Origin of the sequence: Curvibacter microcysteis (genome assembly GCF_028649455.1) — a bacterium.
Lineage (GTDB): Bacteria > Pseudomonadota > Gammaproteobacteria > Burkholderiales > Burkholderiaceae_C > Curvibacter > Curvibacter microcysteis.
The window spans coordinates 376,685-394,481 of sequence record NZ_JAQSIO010000003.1 but is presented as its reverse complement, the minus strand read 5'-3'; the positions used below and the strand labels follow the sequence as shown (position 1 = coordinate 394,481).

Below are 17,797 nucleotides of genomic sequence, written 5' to 3'. Positions count from 1 at the left end.
TCTGGGATGAGAGGGGCGGCTCGGGACGCCAACCGCCCCGGTCGTGCCCTGTGCACCCGGCCTGAGGCCGGTCGGGCCAAACCCCGGATTATAGGATTTGGCGCCGCCTCACTGGGCGAGCTGCTGGCCTTGCTCGATGCGCTGGGCCAGAAAGCGCCACAGGCGCTCGTCCTCGCTGAAGGCGACGTTGAAGCGCAACCAGCCCGTGGGGCGCGGTTCGACCAAAAACAACTGGCCCGGGCCGAGCATGATGCCCTCCTGCGTGCCCAGTTGGGACAGCTCAGCGCTGTCGGGCAGGTCGGGGTGGCGCGCCCACAGGTACATGCCCGCCTCGGGTTCGTGAAAGAGCTCAAAACCCAGGCTGTCCAGGCGCCGGCCGACCCGGCGGTGCGCCTCGGCCAGGCGATCGCGCAAGGACTTGAGGTGCTTGCGCCAGCGCCCATCGGTGATGACGCCAAAGGTCACCCGCTCGGCAATGTCCGAGGAGGTCAGGCCGGCGATCATCTTGAGCTGCACCAGCTCGGCCAGCAAATCAGGCCGCGCCAGCAGGTAGCCCACGCGCAGGTTGGGTGAAATGGTTTTGGAATAGCTGCCGATGTAGATGACGCGGTGTAATTGATCCAGGCTGGCCAGGGACGGCCGCGAGCTGGCATCCATGTCGGCGTAGAGGTCGTTCTCGACCAGCAGGAAGTCATGCTGCTCCGCCAATTGCAGCAGGCGGTGCAGGTGGGCCGCCGAGGCCATCGAGCAGGTGGGGCTTTGCAGCCGAGGCTGGGTGAAAAAAGCCTTGGGCTTGTGTTCAAGGATCAAGGCCTCCAGCGCCACCAGGTCGTAACCCGTGGGCGTGCGCGGCACGCCGATCGGGCGCGCACCCACAAAGTGCAGCATGAACAGCAAATTGGGGTAGCCGGGGTCGTCGACCAGCACGGCATCGCCGGGCTTCAGCACCCGCCGCGCCACCAGGTCCAGCGCCTGGCTGGAGCCATGGGTCAGCAGCACCTGCTCGGCTTCGACGGCGATCTGGTGCTCGGCCAGCGACTCCGCAATCATCATGCGCAGCGCCATGTGGCCCGAGGGCAGGCCATAGCCGTCGAGTTCGGGCCCCTCGTTGGAAAGCTGCCGCATGCTGCGCCGCACAGCATCGCCAAACAACCAATCGTGTGGCAACCAGCCACAACCCGGCTTGAGCGGCAGGTTGCGGTTCTCAAAAATCTGCTTGAGGTACCAGCGTGCATCAAAACGGGGCGCCTCACGCGCCACCGAGGCCGCGCCCACCAAGGGCCCGCCCTCATCGCGGCGCTTGACGAAAAAGCCCGCATTGGCGCGCGACACCAGCCAACCCTGGGCCACCAGGCGGTCATAGGCCTCGACCACGGTGAACACGCTGACGCCGTGGGTGACCGCAAAAGCGCGGATGGAAGGCAGCTTGCTGCCGGGTTTGAGCACCTGGCCGGCAATCAGGCCCCGCAGGCCGTCCACGATCTGGCTGACCAAGGGAGTCTGGAGTTCAGGGCTGAGTGTGAGCATCTGGGAAGGAAAAAGAACGAAGTGCGCTGGCGCCGGACGCACCAAATCAGGGAAACCCTGTACAGGATTTTAGACCTGCACAGTGTGTGGAAATTCTCGTGGCGGTGTACATGGACGGCGGGTGGCGGGCTTTTTACAGTCCATCCATTCCTTCAACGCCCGGTGCACACCATGCAAAACGAACGCCATTTCACCAACGCCGCCCTCCTCACCCGCCGCCAAGCCGCCGTGGCCCGAGGCGTGGGTCAGTCGCACGAAATCTTCATCCAGAAAGCGCTGAACGCCGAGTTCTGGGACGTCGAAGGCCGCCGGTACATCGACTTCGCCGGCGGCATTGCCGTGCTCAACACGGGCCACCTGCACCCCGAGATCATCGAGGCCGTCAAGGCCCAGCTCGACCTCTACACCCACACCTGCTTCCAAGTCGTGGCCTATGAGCCCTACGTCGAAGTGTGCGAACGCCTCAACACCCTGGCCCCGGGCGCCTTTGCCAAGAAGAGCCTGCTGCTGACCACCGGCGCCGAAGCCGTGGAAAACGCCATCAAGATCGCCCGCGCCTACACCAAGCGCCCCGGCGTCATCGCCTTCACCGGCGGCTACCACGGCCGCACCAACCTGACCCTCGGCCTGACCGGCAAGGTCGCGCCCTACAAGATCGGCTTCGGCCCCTTCCCCGGCGAGGTCTACCACGCCCTGTTCCCCAATGCCCTGCACGGGGTCAGCGTGGCCGACGCCCTGCACTCGGTGGAACTGATCTTCAAGAACGACATCGAGCCCGAGCGCGTGGCGGCCTTCATCGTCGAGCCGGTGCAAGGCGAAGGCGGTTTCTATGTGGCGCCGGCTGAATTCATCAGCGGCCTCAAGGCCCTGGCCGACCGTTACGGCATCTTGCTGATCGCCGACGAAGTGCAGACCGGCGCCGGCCGCACCGGCACCTGGTTTGCCTGCGAACAATGGCCCGTGGCACCCGACCTGATCACCACCGCCAAGTCGATGGCCGGCGGCTTCCCGCTGTCGGGCGTGGTGGGCCGCGCCGAGGTGATCGACGCCCCCGCAGCGGGCGGCCTGGGCGGCACCTACGCGGGCAGCCCGGTGGCTTGCGCCGCCGCCCTGGCCGTGTTGAAGGTGTTTGAAGAGGAACAACTGCTGGCCCGCAGCCAGGCCATGGGCCAACACCTGGTCCAAAGCTTGCAAGCACTGGCCACCAAGGTCCCTGCCATTGGTGATGTGCGCGGTCTGGGTGCCATGGTCGCCATCGAGCTGTTTGAAGAAGGTGGCGAAGGCCTGCGACCCGACGCGGCCCTGACCAAGCGCGTGGTGACCGAAGCCGCCCAACGGGGCCTGGTGCTGCTGTCCTGCGGTACCTACGGCAACGTGATCCGCATCCTGGTGCCCCTGACCGCTTCCGACGCCCTTCTTGACGAAGGCCTGGCCATCCTGGCCGACAGCTTCGCCGCCGCGCGCTGAGCTGCCAACGCCCACCTCCCCCGCCAAACCAGAACAACATGTCTCACGCAGAACCCTTGGTGCGCTTCACTGGCGTGCAAAAAACCTACGACGGCGAACAGCTGGTGGTGCGCGATCTGAACCTGGACATCCAGCGCGGCGAGTTTCTCAGCCTGCTGGGCCCGTCCGGTTCGGGCAAAACCACGACGCTGATGATGCTGGCCGGGTTCGAGTCGCCCACCGCGGGCGACATCCTGCTCGATGGTCGCCAGATCACCGGCACGCCGCCCCACAAGCGCAACTTCGGCATGGTGTTTCAGAACTACGCGCTGTTTCCCCACCTCACCGTGGGGCAGAACGTGGCCTACCCGCTGACCGTGCGCAAAGTGCCCAAGGACGAGCAGGCCCGTCGCGTCGCCAAGGCCCTGGACATGGTGCGCTTGGGGGGCATGGCCGACCGCTTGCCCACCCGGCTGTCGGGCGGCCAGCAGCAGCGCGTGGCCCTGGCCCGCGCCCTGGTGTTCGAGCCGCAGCTGGTGCTGATGGACGAGCCCCTGGGCGCGCTGGACAAGCAGCTGCGCGAGCACATGCAGATCGAACTCAAGGAGCTGCACCGCCAGCTCGGCGTGACCTTTGTCTACGTGACCCACGACCAAGGCGAAGCCCTGACCATGAGCGACCGCGTGGCCGTCTTCAACGAAGGCGTGATCCAGCACCTGGCCTCGCCCGAGGCCTTGTACGAAACCCCGGCCAACCGCTTTGTGGCGGGCTTTGTGGGCGACAGCACGGTGCTGCAAGGCACGCTGGAAGGCCGTGACACCCTGCGACTGCCCGACGGCCAATGCCTGCAAGGCGTGAACGTCAACCAGGCCGCCGCCGGTGCCCGCGTGGAAGCCTGTGTGCGCCCCGAGCGCATCGCCTTGCAAGCGGCCAGCGGCCCCACCCCGGCCAATGCCCTGGACGCCCGCGTGGCCCGCGCCATCTACTACGGTGACCACCTGCGCCTGTTGTGCGCGCTGGGCGCTGGCCAGGCCGAAGCCACCGTCAAGGTGCCGCTGACCCGCGCCGACAGCAACCCCCACCCGCAAGCGGGCGAGGCGGTGCGTCTGGTGTTCGAAGCGCCCTCCACCCGTTTGTATGCCGTTTGAGCCGAGCGCGCCGCCCGACGCGCTCGCCCCTTCCCCTGTGTTTGTTGTAAGTCGATTTTTTCTCTCCCAACCTCAAGGAACCCGTGCCATGAAAAAGAGCCTGATCACCTGCGCCGCCCTGGCCGCCTGTGTGGCGCTGCCCAGCTTTGCGCAGCAGCAACTGACCATCGTCAACTTTGGCGGTGCCAATGCCAACGCCCAGAAGAAGGCGTACTACGAGCCCTTCGAGAAGACGGGCACCAAGGTGGTGGCTGTCGAATACAACGGCGAACAGGCCAAGATCAAGGCCATGGTCGAGACCAAGAAAGTGACCTGGGACGTGGTGGAAGTCGAATCGCCCGACGCGGTGCGCGGCTGCGATGAAGGCCTGTTCGAGAAGCTCGACTACAGCAAGATCGGCGACAAGGCGGACTTCCTGCCCGCGGCCGTCACCGAGTGCGGTGTGGGCGTGTTCGTGTGGTCCACCGTCATGGCCTACAACGGCGACAAGCTCAAGACCGCCCCGAACAGCTGGGCCGACTTCTTTGACACCAAGAAGATCCCGGGCAAGCGCGGCATGCGCAAGGGCGCCCGCTACAACCTCGAGTTCGCGCTGATCGCCGATGGCGTCAAGCCCGCTGACGTCTACAAGGTGCTGGCCACCAAGGAAGGCGCTGACCGCGCCTTCAAGAAGCTGACCGAACTCAAACCCAACATCCAGTGGTGGGAAGCCGGTGCCCAGGCGCCGCAGTTCCTGGTCGCGGGCGACGTGGTGCTGAGCACGGTCTACAACGGCCGCATCGACGCCGCCAACCGCGAAGGCCGCAACCTGAAGATCTACTGGCCGGGCGGCATTTACGACCTGGACTACTGGGTCATCCCCAAGGGCGCCCCGAACAAGGACCTGGCCATGAAGTTCCTGGCCTTCGGCACCCAAGCCAACAACCAGGCCGTGTACGCCCAGAACATCGCCTACGGCCCGACCAACACCAAGGCCCTGGCCAAGCTCGACAAGAAGGTGCTCGACGACCTGCCGACCTCGGCCAGCAACGCCAAGGAAGCCCTGCAGTTCAACGTGAGCTTCTGGGCCGACCAGGGTGAGGCGCTGGAGAAGCGTTTCGCCGCCTGGGCCACCCAGTAAGCCCCGCCCACCTGACCGACCCTGAGTAGAAGACGGAGCCCCGACCCCATGGCCGACACCCTGACCGCCCTCGACGGCGCTGAGCCCGGCGCGCTGCGCCGCGCCCTCTCCCGCGCTGAATCGCGCCGCCAATGGCGGGCGTTCGGGCTGACCCTGCCTTTGCTGGTGTTTTTGCTCCTGACCCTGCTGGTGCCCATCGTCGCGCTGCTGCAGCGCGCGGTGGAGAACCCCGAGGTCGCCAATGCCCTGCCCCAGACCGTGCGTGCGCTGGACGGCTGGGATGGGCGCGAGGCCCCGGGCGCCTCGGCCTACGCCGCGCTGATGCGCGACCTGGCCCACCTGCCCGACAGCGCCGACGCCGGGCAACTGGCGCGGCGCCTCAATTCCGAAGTGCCCGGCGCCCGCTCGCTGGTGATGGGCGCTTACCGCGCGCTGCCCATGGCGGGCAGTGCCGACGAGGTGCGCGAGCGCCTGCTGCAAACCGACGCCCGCTGGGGCCAGCCCAGCTTCTGGCAGGCGATTGCCAAGAATGGCTCGCGCTGGACGCCCGACTACCTCTTGGCCTCGGTCGACCTCAAGCGCGACGCGCAAGGCCAGGTCGAGCGCATGCCCGAAGACCAGCGCGCGTTTGGCGCCATCTTGCTGCGCACCTTCCACATCAGCCTGGTGGTGACCGTGCTGTGCCTGTTGCTGGCCTACCCGCTGGCCTGGTGGCTGGCCTCGCTGCCCGAGCGCAGCGCCAATGTGCTGATGATCGTGGTGCTGGTGCCGTTCTGGACCTCCATCCTGGTGCGCGTGGCCGCCTGGATCGTGCTGCTGCAGTCCGAAGGCCTGGTCAACCGCGGCCTGATGGGCATCGGCCTGATCAGCGAGCCCCTGCCCCTGCTGTTCAACCGCACTGGCGTGGTGATTGCCATGGTGCACATCCTGCTGCCCTTCATGATCTTGCCGCTGTACAGCGTGATGAAAAGCGTGCCGCCCACCTACCTGCGCGCAGCGGTGTCGCTGGGCAGCTCCCCGCTGGCCGCCTTCTTCCGCGTCTACGTGCCCCAAACCTACCCCGGGATCGGCGCAGGCGCCCTGCTGGTTTTCATCCTGTCGATTGGCTACTACGTGACCCCGGCCTTGCTGGGCGGTGCGGACGACCAGATGCTGAGCTACTACATCGCCCGCTACACCAATGTGGAAGTGAACTGGGGCATGGCCTGCGCCCTGGGCGCCCTGCTGCTGGCCGCCACGCTGCTGCTGTACGGCGTGTACCGCCGCATCGGCAAAGCAGAACTCAGTCTGGGCTAACCCAGAAAGGACGACAACATGATCAAAATGCCTGTGTTCCCCCTCTATGCCACGGCGGCCGACAAGGCCGGCTGGTGGCTGGTGCGCATCGTCTGCGTGCTGGTGCTGGCTTTTTTGCTGGCCCCCATCCTGGTGATGGTGCCGCTGTCGTTCTCGGACAGCTCCTTCCTGGCCTACCCGATTCCGGCTTGGTCGACCAAGTGGTATGTGCATTTGTTTGAGTCGCCCGAATGGGCCCGCGCCACCCGCAACAGCTTCATGGTGGCCCCTGCGGCCACGCTCATTGCCACGACGCTGGGCACGCTGGCGGCGGTGGGTCTCTCGCGCGCCAGCTTCCCCTTCAAGGGCTTGCTGATGGGCATCCTGATCGCGCCCATGGTGGTGCCCATCGTGGTGGTGGGCGTGGCCGCTTACCTGTACTTTGCACCGCTGGGCCTGGCCGACAGCTATGTGGGCCTGATCATCGTGCACGCCGCGCTGGGCGCGCCCTTTGTGCTGACCACGGTGCTGGCCACGCTGGCGGGCTTCAACCACAACCTGGTGCGAGCCTCGCTGAGCCTGGGCGAAACGCCGTTCAACACCTTCTTCCGCATCACCCTGCCGGTGATCGCACCGGGCGTGGTGTCGGGCGCGCTGTTTGCCTTTGCCACGTCTTTTGACGAGGTGGTGGTGACGCTGTTCCTGGCTGGTGCCGAGCAGGCCACGCTGCCGCGCCAGATGTTCACCGGCATCCGCGAAAACATCTCTCCCACCATCGCCGCGGTGGCCACCCTGCTGATCCTGTTCACCACCAGCTTGCTGCTGGCCCTTGAATGGCTGCGCGGTCGCAAGCGCTGATCGGCCCCGAGACCTGGTCATGACCACTTCATCCGACCTCAACCAGCCCTTGGGCGGCAACACCATGCCGCGCTTTGGCGGCATCGCTAGCATGATGCGCCTGCCCGTGGTGAACACCGCGCAAGGCCTGAACGCCGCCTTCATTGGCGTGCCGCTGGACCTGGGCACCTCGAACCGATCGGGCGCCCGCTTCGGGCCGCGCCAGATCCGCGCCGAGTCCTGCCTGCTGCGGCCCTACAACATGGCCACCGGGGCCGCGCCGTTTGACGCGCTGCAAGTGGCCGACCTCGGCGATGTGCCGATCAACCCCTACTCGCTGAGCAAGTCGGTGGATTTGATCGAGTCCTTCTACGACGAGGTGCTGGCCCACGGCTGCACGCCCCTGACCCTGGGCGGTGACCACACGATTGCCCTGCCGATCCTGCGCGCGGTGGCCAAGCGCCATGGTCCCGTGGCCCTGATCCACGTGGACGCGCACGCCGACGTCAACGAACACATGTTTGGCGAACCCATCGCCCACGGCACGCCCTTTCGCCGGGCCGTGGAGGAAGGCCTGCTGGCGGGCGACAAGGTCTGGCAGATCGGCCTGCGCGGCACCGGCTACGCGAGCGACGACTTCGACTGGCCGCGCCAGCAAGGCTTCACCGTCGTGCCCGCGCACGAGGTCTGGTGGCAGTCGCTGGCCCCGCTGATGGCCCAGGTGCGCAAGCGCATCGGCCCCGATCACCCGGTGTACATCAGCTTCGACATCGACGGCCTGGACCCCAGCTTTGCAGGCGGCACCGGCACCCCGGAAATCGGCGGTCTGAGTGTCGCGCAAGGCCTTGAAATCGTGCGCGGCTGCCGTGGCCTGAACGTGATAGGCTGCGACCTCGTTGAAGTCAGCCCACCCTACGACAGCAGCGGCAACACCGCCTTGCTGGCGGCCAACCTGCTGTACGAAATGCTGTGTGTGTTGCCTGGCGTGCCCTGCCGCTGAGCGCCACGCCTCCCTGATCAACGACCCCTTCCAACCCAGGAAATCCAAGCCATGGACATGAAGACCTCCCCCCTCGCCCTGCTCAACGACCCCAGCCTGCTCAAGACCGACGCCTTGATCAACGGCCAATGGGTGCCTGGCAGCAGCCGTTTTGACGTGCACGACCCGGCCACCGGCCTGAAGCTGGCCGACGTCGCCAACCTGGGCCCGGCCGACGCCGAAGCCGCCATCGCCGCCGCCAACGCCGCCTGGCCCGCCTGGCGCGCCAAGACCGGCAAAGAGCGCCACGCCATCCTGCTGAAGTGGTTCCACCTGCTGATGGCCCACCAGGAAGACCTGGGCCGCATCATGACCGCCGAGCAAGGCAAGCCCTTTGCCGAAGCCAAGGGCGAAGTCGCCTATGGCGCCAGCTTTGTGGAGTGGTTTGCCGAAGAAGCCAAACGCGTCAACGGTGAAACCCTGCCCCAGTTCGACAACAACCGCCGCCTGATGGTGATGAAGCAGCCGATCGGGGTCTGCGCCGCCATCACGCCCTGGAACTTCCCGCTGGCCATGATCACGCGCAAGGTCGCCCCGGCCCTGGCCGCCGGCTGCACCGTGGTCATCAAGCCCGCCGAGCTGACCCCGCTGACCGCCCTGGCCGCAGCCGAACTGGCCGTGCGCGCCGGCATCCCCGCCGGCGTGCTGAACCTGCTGAGCGCCGATGGCGACAACAGCATTGCCGTGGGCAAGGTGTTCTGCGCCAGCGACATCGTGCGCCACATCAGCTTCACGGGCAGCACCGAGGTGGGTCGCATCCTGATGGCGCAAAGCGCGCCCACGGTCAAGAAGATGTCGCTCGAACTGGGCGGCAACGCGCCCTTCATCGTGTTTGACGACGCCGACCTGGACAGCGCCGTCGAAGGCGCCATGGCCAGCAAGTACCGCAACGCGGGCCAGACCTGCGTCTGTGCCAACCGCCTCTACGTGCAAGACGGTGTGTACGACGCCTTCGTCGAGAAGTTTGCCGCCAAGGTCAAGGCCCTGAAGGTGGGCAATGGTTTCACCGACGGCGTGAACCAAGGCCCGCTGATCGAGCCCGCCGCGGTGCAGAAAGTGCAGCGCCACCTGGCCGACGCCCTGGCCAAGGGTGGCCGCGTGGTGGCGGGCGGCACGCCCCTGGAAGGCCAGTTTGTTGAACCCACCGTGGTGGCCGACGCCACGGCCGACATGCTGTGCGCCCGTGAAGAGACCTTTGGTCCCTTCGCCCCGGTGTTCCGCTTCAAGACCGAGCAAGAAGCCATCGATGCGGCCAACAACACCGAGTTCGGCCTGGCCAGCTACTTCTACAGCCGCGACGTGGGCCGCATCTTCCGCGTCAGCGAGGCGCTGGAGTACGGCATGGTCGGCATCAACGCGGGCGTCATTGCCACCGAGCACGTGCCGTTTGGCGGCGTCAAGCAGTCCGGCCTGGGCCGCGAAGGCTCGCACCACGGCATGGACGACTACGTGGAACTCAAGTACCTGTGCCTGGGCGACATCCTGAAGTAAGCCCTGCGCTGCCGGGTTGACACCACAAAGGCCCCGCTGGACTGCATCCAGCGGGGCCTTTTTTTTCATGTTGCCAGACCGCGATGAACGTCAGCCGGGCTGACGCCGGTGGGGCTGAGCGCCGATCAGAATTCCGCGTGCAAGCGCACAGAACCCACGTTGACCGGGCCCCGGTCCGCGTTGTAGGCCGGGTTGGCAATGCGCTGGTAGTCCAGCGACACCCACAGGCCCTTGCTCACCTTCATGTTGTAGTAGACCTCGAACAAGGTCTCGGGCCGGTAGCGCAGCGCGCCGTCGCCAATGAAGAAAGAAATGCCACCCGCCGCCAGGTACTTGCGCCGGTCGGCCGAGAGCATGTTGCGCGCGTACATCAGGCCCAAGGTGTCCTGGTCGCGCGACCAGGCGGTGCCCCGGGTCGAATAGCCGGTGGAGAACGAGGCATCGGCTTCGGCAAAAGCGTAGGTTTCGGTCTTGCCATCGCCCTTCATGGCGCGCAGGAAGACGCCCGACCGGTCGTTGACGGCCTGCTCCACGTTCAGGCCCAGACCGTACTTGGTCTTGTCACCGTTGCGCACCGCCGAAATCCACTCTTTGCTGGCGTTCGGGTTGGCTTGGCCATAGGCCAAGGCTTCGGCATAACTGGACAGCAAGGCCCGAGAGCGCCAGGCCAGCACCCGCACCTTGCCCGGCTGACCGGCCAGGGTGTGGGCGTGTTCGACTTCAACTTGGTCGCCGTAGTGCTTGAAGATGCGCAGATCGGTGGGCAAACCATTGGGCGTGGTGGGCCCGGTCATGCGACCGGCGCGCAGCACCCAGTCCCCCGTGTACCACTCCAGCGCCGCCCCCCAGCCAAAGCCGCGCGCGTCGGCCGCGTAGTCGTAGGCGAGGTGCGACATGCCCGACCAATTGAGAAACTGGCTGCGCGGGTCCTTGGCGTAGAGGTTGTCGTCAAAGATGTCCAGGGTAGAAAAGTTACCGGCGGTCAGAACCACCCGGTCACGGTCCACAAAACCGGCCAACTGGTCGACATCGGCATCCACCCTTTGCTGGCCACCGCCCTGGTTCCAGGTCTGGCGCAGGAAGAGCTTTTGGCGGTAAAGCGTGGGGTTGGTGCCGCTGACCCGGGTCGCCTCACCACTGGTGAAGCCGCCCAGGCCCGTCAGGTTGGACAAAGGCAGGCCCTGGGTGATCTCGGGCACAAAGTACAACTCGGCGTTTTGCCAGGGCCGAAAGCCAAAGTAGCCATCAAAAGTCAGCGTGTAGCTGCGCTCAGATCGCGGGATCAGGCTGTTGGGTCCCGAGTAGGCCGCAGAAAAGTTGGACTTCTTTTGCCAGATGTAGGTGCTTTGGAAGCGCGCCATGGCCTGCTCGGTGTCGGCAGCGCCTGCTGACTCATCGGCTGCCGAGGCCAGGCCGCCCCACAACAAGGGCCAGGTACAAGCCAAGAGGCCCAGGGGTTTGAGGATGCGGTTCTTCATGGGTTTCCAGTCACCAGAGCCGGCGAGTATAGGTGGCGCAAATGACCTTCCGGTGACGAAGCCAGCCTCGGTCTGACCGTATAATGCGAGGCTTCGCGGGTGTAGTTCAATGGTAGAACGGCAGCTTCCCAAGCTTCATACGAGGGTTCGATTCCCTTCACCCGCTCCAGATTCCTGTCTCACCCGGCCTCAAGGCCCCTCAGAACCCGCTGACCTTCCTCTGGCAGCGGGTTTTTTGTTGCCCGGTCTTCCATGCCACCAGATCACCGCCACTCGGTTATTTCTGTGAGCAGTGGCTCTGGTCGCAGGGGCTGCCACCGCCCCCACTGAGCGGCCTCAGCCGGCGGGCTCCCTGGTCGTCTTGTACAGCTGGCTGGCCCGTGTCAGGTGCGCCCGCATGGCTTGGTCGGCGGCCTCGGGGTCGTGTTGGGCAATGGCCTCCACGATGCGCTCGTGCTCGGCCAGGGTCAGGTCCTCCACCCCAGGGGCGCGCACCATGGCCTGGTAGTACTCCCCCGCCCAGCGGAACAAGGCCTCGACGATGGCCGGGAAGATGGGGTTGCCGCTGACCATGGCCAGTTCGCGGTGGAACACCATGTCCAGCTCCATGAAGGTTTCCAGGTCATTCAGCGAGGCGCGGTGCCGGGCCACGGCCTCACGCAGGCGCGCGATGTCCGCCGCCGTGGCGCGTTCGGCCGCCAGGCGCGCCATGCCGGTCTCCAGAAAAAGCCGCGCGTCCTTCAGGTGCTCCAGCGAATCGGGCTGACTGCGCAGCAAGTGCATGGCGCCTCCGGCCACCTGGCCGATCAGGCGCGCCGCCGTGGGCACCACCACGCGTGCACGCTCGCCATGCGCGATTTCCACGATGCCCGAGCGCTCCAGGGTTTGCAGAGCCTCGCGCACGGCGGGGCGTCCCACCCCGTATTCCTCCATCAGCTCCCGCTCCGACGGCAGCTGCGCGCCGGGCGGGATGTCCCCCGAACGGATGCGCTTCATCAATCGGTCCAGAACCTCTTGGAACAGTTTGCGGCGCTGAATCGGTTCGGTCATGCAGGGCTTGGGGGAATGGGGAGGTCTGAGGGCTTGGACGGGTGGCACGGGCCACCGCTTTGGATTATGGCCCGGGCCGATTCACCCAGCCGTGCAGGGACCCTGTCCGTGAAAACCCCAGTTTTTCCTGAAATCACAAAGTGGTCTACTCATCACACCAGTTAAGCCAAATGCGGTGTCGACGCTGCGCAAACCCAAGGGGTGCGATGCCGCCTTTTTCAATTCAGCGCCCCCACAGCGGGGCCAGCCCTCAAGGAGATCAGCCCGTGAATCCCAAAATTGCCTTGTTTGGCGCCGGCGGCAAGATGGGCGTACGCCTGTCCAAGAACCTGTTGAACTCGCGCTTCCGCGTGGCCCACGTCGAACCCGGTGCCGCTGGCCAGCAGCGCCTGCGCGATGAGCTGGGCCTGTCGGTGGTCAGCACCGAAGACGCTTTGCAAGGTGCTGATGTCGTCATCCTCGCCGTACCCGACAACCTGATTGGCAAGATCTCGCACCAGATCGAGCCCCTGCTCAAGCCCGGCACCATGGTCATGGTGCTGGACGCAGCCGCCCCATTTGCGGGCCACCTGCCGCAACGGGACGACCTGACCTACTTCGTGGCCCACCCTTGCCACCCACCGATCTACAACAACGAAACCACCGAAGCGGCCCGCAAGGACTACTTTGGCGGCGGCTTTGCCAAGCAGTCCATCACCAGCGCGCTGATGCAAGGCCCCGAGTCGGCCTTTGACCTGGGCGAAGAACTGGCCAAGACCATTTACGCCCCCATCCTCAACTCCTACCGCCTGACCGTGGAGCAGATGGCGCTGCTGGAGCCCGGCCTGTCCGAAACCGTCTGCGCCACCCTGCTCGACGTGATGCGCGAAGCCATGGACGAAACCGTGCGCCGGGGCGTGCCCGCCGAGTGCGCGCGCGACTTCCTGCTGGGCCACATGAACATCCTGGCCGCGGTGATCTTCAAGGAAGTGCCAGGCGCCTTCTCGGACGCCTGCAACAAGGCCATCACTTTCGGCAAGCCTCGCCTGATGCGCGACGACTGGATCAAGGTCTTCGAGCGCGACGAGATCGCCGAAAGCATCCGCCGCATCACCTGAGCCCCCTTTGGACACCATGGAACGCATCTACGCCACCTACTGGCTGGAGACCGGCGACGACCCAGCGCACGCGGCCGAGGTGATTGCTGGCGAGCAGTCCAGCGGCACCTTTGTCGCCCTGCCCACCGAGACGCCCGAACTCAAGGCCCGGGCCGGAGCCCGGGTCGAGCACTTGGAAGTCCTGGGCCACAGCGCCCAGCCCAGCCTGCCCACGCCGGCCCCAGCGCCCAGCGGCCGCTACACCCAGGTGCGCTTGACGCTGTCCTGGCCCTTGGCCAACCTGGGCCCTTGCCTGCCCACGCTGATGGCCACGGTGGCTGGCAACCTGTTTGAGCTGCGCTGCGTCACCGGCTTGCGCCTGCTGGACCTGCAACTGCCGCCCGCCTTTGCCCAGGCCTACCCAGGTCCGGCCTTTGGGGTGGACGGCACGCGGCACCTGAGTGGGGTGGCGCACGGCCCTTTGATCGGCACCATCATCAAGCCCAGCGTCGGCCTCAGCGTGGCCGAAACCGAGCAGCAGGTGCAACTGCTGGTGGACGGCGGCATCGACTTCATCAAGGACGACGAGCTGCAGGCCGACGGCCCCGCCTGCCCCTTTGACGAGCGCGTGCGCGCCGTGATGCGTGTGGTGCGCCAGGCCGCCGACAAGCTGGGCCGCCAGCCCATGGTGGCCTTCAACCTGACGGGCAACCTGGACCAGATGAAGCGGCGCCACGACCTGGTGCTGGCCGAGGGCGGTACCTGCGTGATGGCCTGCCTCAACTCGATCGGGCTGGTCGGCATGACCGAACTGCGCCGCCACGCCCAACTGCCCATCCACGCCCACCGGGCCGGCTGGGGTTACCTGAGCCGCTCGCCCCAACTGGGCTTCGATTACGGCCCCTGGCAAAAAATCTGGCGCCTGGCCGGGGCCGACCACCTGCATGTGAACGGCCTGCGCAACAAATTCAGCGAAGCCGACGACAGCGTGATGGCCGCGGCGCGCACGGTCCTGGCCCCGGTCATGGAAAGCGCCCCCATGACCGCCATGCCCGTCTTCAGCTCGGGCCAGACCGGGCTGCAGGCCCAGGACACCTTTGACGGCCTGGGCTGCGCCGACCTGATCCACACCGCAGGGGGCGGCATTTTTGGCCACCCCGGGGGCGTGGCCGCTGGGGTGCAATCGTTTCGCGATGCCTGGCAAGCCGCGCAAGAGGGGGTCCCGCTGGCGCAGGCAGCCCAACAATCGCCGGCGCTGCGGCAGGCTTTGGAGTTTTGGCGATGAGCCCCAACGACGACCACCAGCCTGCCCCACTGCCCGAGGGCCTGCTGCTGGCCTATTACGGCGATGACTTCACGGGCTCCACCGACGCCATGGAAGCCATGACGGCGGCGGGCGTGCCCACCGTGCTGTTTCTGGCGCCCCCCACGCCCGAGGCCCTGCAGCGCTTTCCCGGTGTGCGCTGCGTGGGCCTGGCTGGCTCCTCACGGGGCCGCTCCCCCGAGTGGATGCGCGCTGAACTGCCCCAGGCCTTTGCCAGCTTGAAGGCCCTGGGCGCCCCGATCCTGCATTACAAGGTGTGCTCCACCTTTGATTCATCGCCCAGCCTCGGCTCGATTGGCTGCGCCATCGAGATCGGCCTGCAGCACATGGGCGGCCACTGGAGCCCCACCGTGGTCGGCGCGCCCCGGCTGCGCCGCTACCAAGTGTTTGGCCACCTGTTTGCGGCCGTGGACGGCGTGGGCTACCGGCTGGACCGCCACCCCACCATGTCGCGCCACCCCGTCACCCCCATGGGCGAATCGGACCTGCGCCGCCATCTGGCCGCGCAAACCCCCCGCCGCATGGGCCTGGTGGACATGGTGCAACTGAAATCGGGCGACGCCCATGCCCAGCTCACGGCCTGCCGCCAGCCTGAGGCCGACGAAGCGGGCGCGACGTCCCCCCAGGCGGAGGCCCCCATCGTGTTCATCGACGTGCTGGACGAGGACACCCTGCTCGAAGCGGGCCGGCTGGTCTGGCGCCAACGGGGCCAGGGTTTGTTCAGCGCCTCGTCCTCGGGTCTGTGCTATGCCCTCACCGCCTACTGGCGCAGCGAGGGCTGGCTGCCGGCCCACACGGCGTTGCCCGAGACCCAGCCCGTGTCCCAGATCGCCGCCGTCAGTGGCAGCTGTTCCCCCGTGTCAGCCGCCCAGATCCGCTGGGCGCGCGCGCACGGCTTTGCCACCGAACGCCTGGCCGTGGCGGCCTGCTTGCAGCCGGCGCGGCGCGAGGCCGAACTGCAGCGCGTGCTGGCCCAGGCGGGCCAGGCGCTGTCGGCCGGGCGCAGCGCCCTGGTCTTCAGCGCCGAAGGCCCTGATGACCCGGAGGTACTGGCCTTCGACCAGCATGCCGCGCAAGCCGGGCTGAGCCGGACCGAGGCCGCCCGCTGCGTGGGGGCCTGCCTGGCCGAGGTCATGAAACGCCTGCTCGACCAACACCCGCTGCGGCGCATTGTGGTGGCTGGCGGGGACAGCTCTGGCGAAGTGGCCAGCGTGCTGGGACTTGACGCGCTGACCGTGCTGGCCCGGCTCACCCCCGGGGCACCGCTGTGCCGCGCCTGGTCCACCCACCCCCAGCGGGATGGGCTGGAAGTGGTGCTCAAGGGCGGGCAGATGGGGGGCGAGTCCTTTTACGGACAGGCCTTGCACGGGGGCTGAACGGCGCCAGGGGCCGCGGGCCCGCTCCCCGGGGACTACCATGGCGGACTGACTAGATTTCAACCGATCCCCGCCATGACCCGTCAATCCCGTTTCACCGCCGCCTGCGCCCCCTGGGGCGACGCCTTTGAAGGCCCCATCCAAGCGGGTGGCCATTACCTGCCGGTGCTGCAGCACGGCGAGACGCTCTATGTCAGCGGCCAGGTGCCGCGCGTGGGCAGCACCGTGGTGGTCACGGGCCGGGTGGGCAGCGACACCTCGCTGGACCAAGCCCGCACCGGCGCCCAGATCAGCATCTTGCGCGCCCTGGCCCTGCTGGCCCGGCACCTGGGCAGCCTGGACGACCTGGCCCAGGTGCTGCGGGTGACGGTGTATGTGCAGTGCAGCGACGACTTCACCCAGCACAGCGAGGTGGCCGACGCCGCGTCTGACCTGCTGTTTGACATCCTCGGCGATGCGGGCCGGCACACGCGCACCTCGGTGGGCGTGCGGCAACTGCCCAAGAACGCCAGCGTGGAAATCGACCTGATCGCCGCCTGCAACCCGCCGCCGCCCCGGCTGGAAATGCCCGGCGGCTGAGGCCTCAGTCCTTCATGGCGGGCCAACTCAGCTGCAGCCCGCTGCTGAAGCGCCGCGACTGGCCCGTGACCGGGTCCTCAAAAGCGAGCCCGCGCGCCAACAAGCGCAGCGGCTGGGCGTAGTCACCTTCGGGTGGGTCGTTCACCACCGGGTAGAAGTGGTCGTCCAGGATGGGCAGGCCCAGGGCGTTCATGTGCACACGCAGTTGGTGGCGCTTGCCGGTCACAGGGCTCAAGCGGTAGAGCGCCAGGTCACCGCGCACCTCCTGGACCTCGATGGTGGTGTCGGCATTGGGCTCACCAGGCACCTCGCAGCAGCGGAAGAACTGCTCACTCTCCACGATGCGGCTTTGGCGGCGCAACGGAAAGCTCAACCCGGGGCGCCAGGGCGCGATGGCCTCGTACTGCTTGCCCACCTGACGCTCGCGGAACAGGGCCTGGTAAGCGCCCCGCGTGGCCGGGTTGACCGAGAACAGCACCAGGCCCGCGGTCTCGCGGTCGATGCGGTGGATGGGCGACAAGGTGTCGATGCCGAGCTTGTGCTTCAAGCGCACCAGCAAGGTCTCATGCAGGTAGCGCCCGCCCGGGGTGACCGGCATGAAATGGGGCTTGTCGGCGACCAGCAGCTCCTCGTCCTGGAACACCACCGACTCGTCAAACGGCAACTGAGGCTCGGTGTCGAGCTGGCGGTAATAGAACAGGCGCAGGCTGTGCTCGAAAGGCCGCTCGGGCGTCACGGGCTGACCGCGCTCGTCCACCACATCGCCCTGGGCCATGCGCTCCAGCCATTGCTCGCGGGTCACCGCCGGCAAGCGGTGCAGCAAGAAATCAAGCAAGGTGGGCCAAGGCCCCGCGGGCACCGCCACGCAGCTGGGGCTGACGCCCTGGCGGGTGGGCAGGACCTGGGGACGATCGGGTTTGTGCATGGGGCGGTGTCAAAGAGGCCTGGGCCGGCCGCAGAACCGGGCCAGCGCAAGGCCCCGAACTATAAGCCAGACCCGGCCCTGGCCTGCCGGGTCTGGGGACTCTGCG

The 17,797-nt window shown here is 66.9% G+C and carries 15 protein-coding genes and 1 tRNA gene; 12 read left to right on the top strand and 4 right to left on the bottom strand.

Annotated elements, in window-relative coordinates; translation table 11 throughout:
- Positions 1 to 108: 108 nt before the first annotated feature.
- Entirely contained in the window at positions 109 to 1,527 is a 1,419-nt protein-coding gene (locus PSQ39_RS10430) for an aminotransferase-like domain-containing protein (protein WP_273926705.1), read from the bottom strand.
- Between the two features lie 171 nt (positions 1,528 to 1,698).
- On the opposite strand from PSQ39_RS10430, the gene gabT reads away from it, so the two are divergent.
- From gabT to PSQ39_RS10395, 7 genes are all read left to right on the top strand, one after another.
- Complete coding sequence (gabT, locus tag PSQ39_RS10425) at positions 1,699 to 2,994, top strand: 4-aminobutyrate--2-oxoglutarate transaminase (RefSeq protein ID WP_273926704.1); 1,296 nt, start codon at positions 1,699 to 1,701, stop codon at positions 2,992 to 2,994.
- A gap of 38 nt (positions 2,995 to 3,032) precedes the next feature.
- Positions 3,033 to 4,121 (top strand): ABC transporter ATP-binding protein, encoded by a 1,089-nt coding sequence (locus tag PSQ39_RS10420; protein WP_273926703.1) that lies wholly within the window; start codon positions 3,033 to 3,035, stop codon positions 4,119 to 4,121.
- Between the two features lie 88 nt (positions 4,122 to 4,209).
- Positions 4,210 to 5,241: an ABC transporter substrate-binding protein gene (locus PSQ39_RS10415; RefSeq protein WP_273926702.1), complete on the top strand. Its 1,032-nt coding sequence runs from the start codon at positions 4,210 to 4,212 to the stop codon at positions 5,239 to 5,241.
- A 48-nt stretch (positions 5,242 to 5,289) separates the two neighbouring features.
- Positions 5,290 to 6,537, top strand: coding sequence for an ABC transporter permease (locus tag PSQ39_RS10410; protein WP_273926701.1), 1,248 nt, complete (start codon positions 5,290 to 5,292; stop codon positions 6,535 to 6,537).
- A gap of 18 nt (positions 6,538 to 6,555) precedes the next feature.
- Positions 6,556 to 7,374, top strand: coding sequence for an ABC transporter permease (locus tag PSQ39_RS10405; protein WP_273926700.1), 819 nt, complete (start codon positions 6,556 to 6,558; stop codon positions 7,372 to 7,374).
- 19 nt (positions 7,375 to 7,393) lie between these two features.
- On the top strand, positions 7,394 to 8,353 hold the full coding sequence (gene speB / locus PSQ39_RS10400; protein ID WP_273926699.1) for an agmatinase: 960 nt from the start codon (positions 7,394 to 7,396) through the stop codon (positions 8,351 to 8,353).
- A 51-nt stretch (positions 8,354 to 8,404) separates the two neighbouring features.
- Positions 8,405 to 9,883, top strand: coding sequence for an NAD-dependent succinate-semialdehyde dehydrogenase (locus PSQ39_RS10395; protein ID WP_273926698.1), 1,479 nt, complete (start codon positions 8,405 to 8,407; stop codon positions 9,881 to 9,883).
- Positions 9,884 to 10,008: 125 nt separating this feature from the next.
- Here the strand turns inward: PSQ39_RS10395 and PSQ39_RS10390 are convergent, their stop codons facing one another.
- Positions 10,009 to 11,361 carry a carbohydrate porin gene (locus tag PSQ39_RS10390; RefSeq protein WP_273926697.1) on the bottom strand — a complete coding sequence of 451 codons (1,353 nt, stop codon included), beginning with the start codon at positions 11,359 to 11,361 and terminating at the stop codon, positions 10,009 to 10,011.
- Between the two features lie 95 nt (positions 11,362 to 11,456).
- Here PSQ39_RS10390 and PSQ39_RS10385 point away from each other — a divergent pair.
- Positions 11,457 to 11,530, top strand: a tRNA-Gly gene (locus tag PSQ39_RS10385).
- A gap of 167 nt (positions 11,531 to 11,697) precedes the next feature.
- On the opposite strand, the gene PSQ39_RS10380 is transcribed toward PSQ39_RS10385, so the two are convergent.
- Positions 11,698 to 12,411: a transcriptional regulator NanR gene (locus tag PSQ39_RS10380; RefSeq protein WP_273926696.1), complete on the bottom strand. Its 714-nt coding sequence runs from the start codon at positions 12,409 to 12,411 to the stop codon at positions 11,698 to 11,700.
- Between the two features lie 266 nt (positions 12,412 to 12,677).
- Between PSQ39_RS10380 and PSQ39_RS10375 the strand changes: the two genes are divergently transcribed.
- The 4 genes from PSQ39_RS10375 to PSQ39_RS10360 all read left to right on the top strand — a co-directional run bounded on the left by PSQ39_RS10375 (position 12,678) and on the right by PSQ39_RS10360 (position 16,766).
- Entirely contained in the window at positions 12,678 to 13,508 is an 831-nt protein-coding gene (locus PSQ39_RS10375) for a phosphogluconate dehydrogenase C-terminal domain-containing protein (protein ID WP_273926695.1), read from the top strand.
- Between the two features lie 16 nt (positions 13,509 to 13,524).
- Positions 13,525 to 14,772, top strand: a complete 1,248-nt coding sequence (locus tag PSQ39_RS10370) for a ribulose-bisphosphate carboxylase large subunit family protein (protein ID WP_273926694.1) — start codon at positions 13,525 to 13,527, stop codon at positions 14,770 to 14,772.
- On the top strand, positions 14,769 to 16,187 hold the full coding sequence (gene oiaK, locus PSQ39_RS10365; RefSeq protein ID WP_273926693.1) for a 3-oxo-isoapionate kinase OiaK: 1,419 nt from the start codon (positions 14,769 to 14,771) through the stop codon (positions 16,185 to 16,187). The genes PSQ39_RS10370 and oiaK overlap by 4 nt, the downstream gene beginning before the upstream one ends.
- Positions 16,188 to 16,262: 75 nt before the next feature.
- Positions 16,263 to 16,766 carry a RidA family protein gene (locus PSQ39_RS10360; RefSeq protein ID WP_273926692.1) on the top strand — a complete coding sequence of 168 codons (504 nt, stop codon included), beginning with the start codon at positions 16,263 to 16,265 and terminating at the stop codon, positions 16,764 to 16,766.
- Between the two features lie 4 nt (positions 16,767 to 16,770).
- On the opposite strand, the gene PSQ39_RS10355 is transcribed toward PSQ39_RS10360, so the two are convergent.
- Positions 16,771 to 17,691: a pseudouridine synthase gene (locus PSQ39_RS10355; protein ID WP_273926691.1), complete on the bottom strand. Its 921-nt coding sequence runs from the start codon at positions 17,689 to 17,691 to the stop codon at positions 16,771 to 16,773.
- Positions 17,692 to 17,797 lie beyond the last annotated feature (106 nt).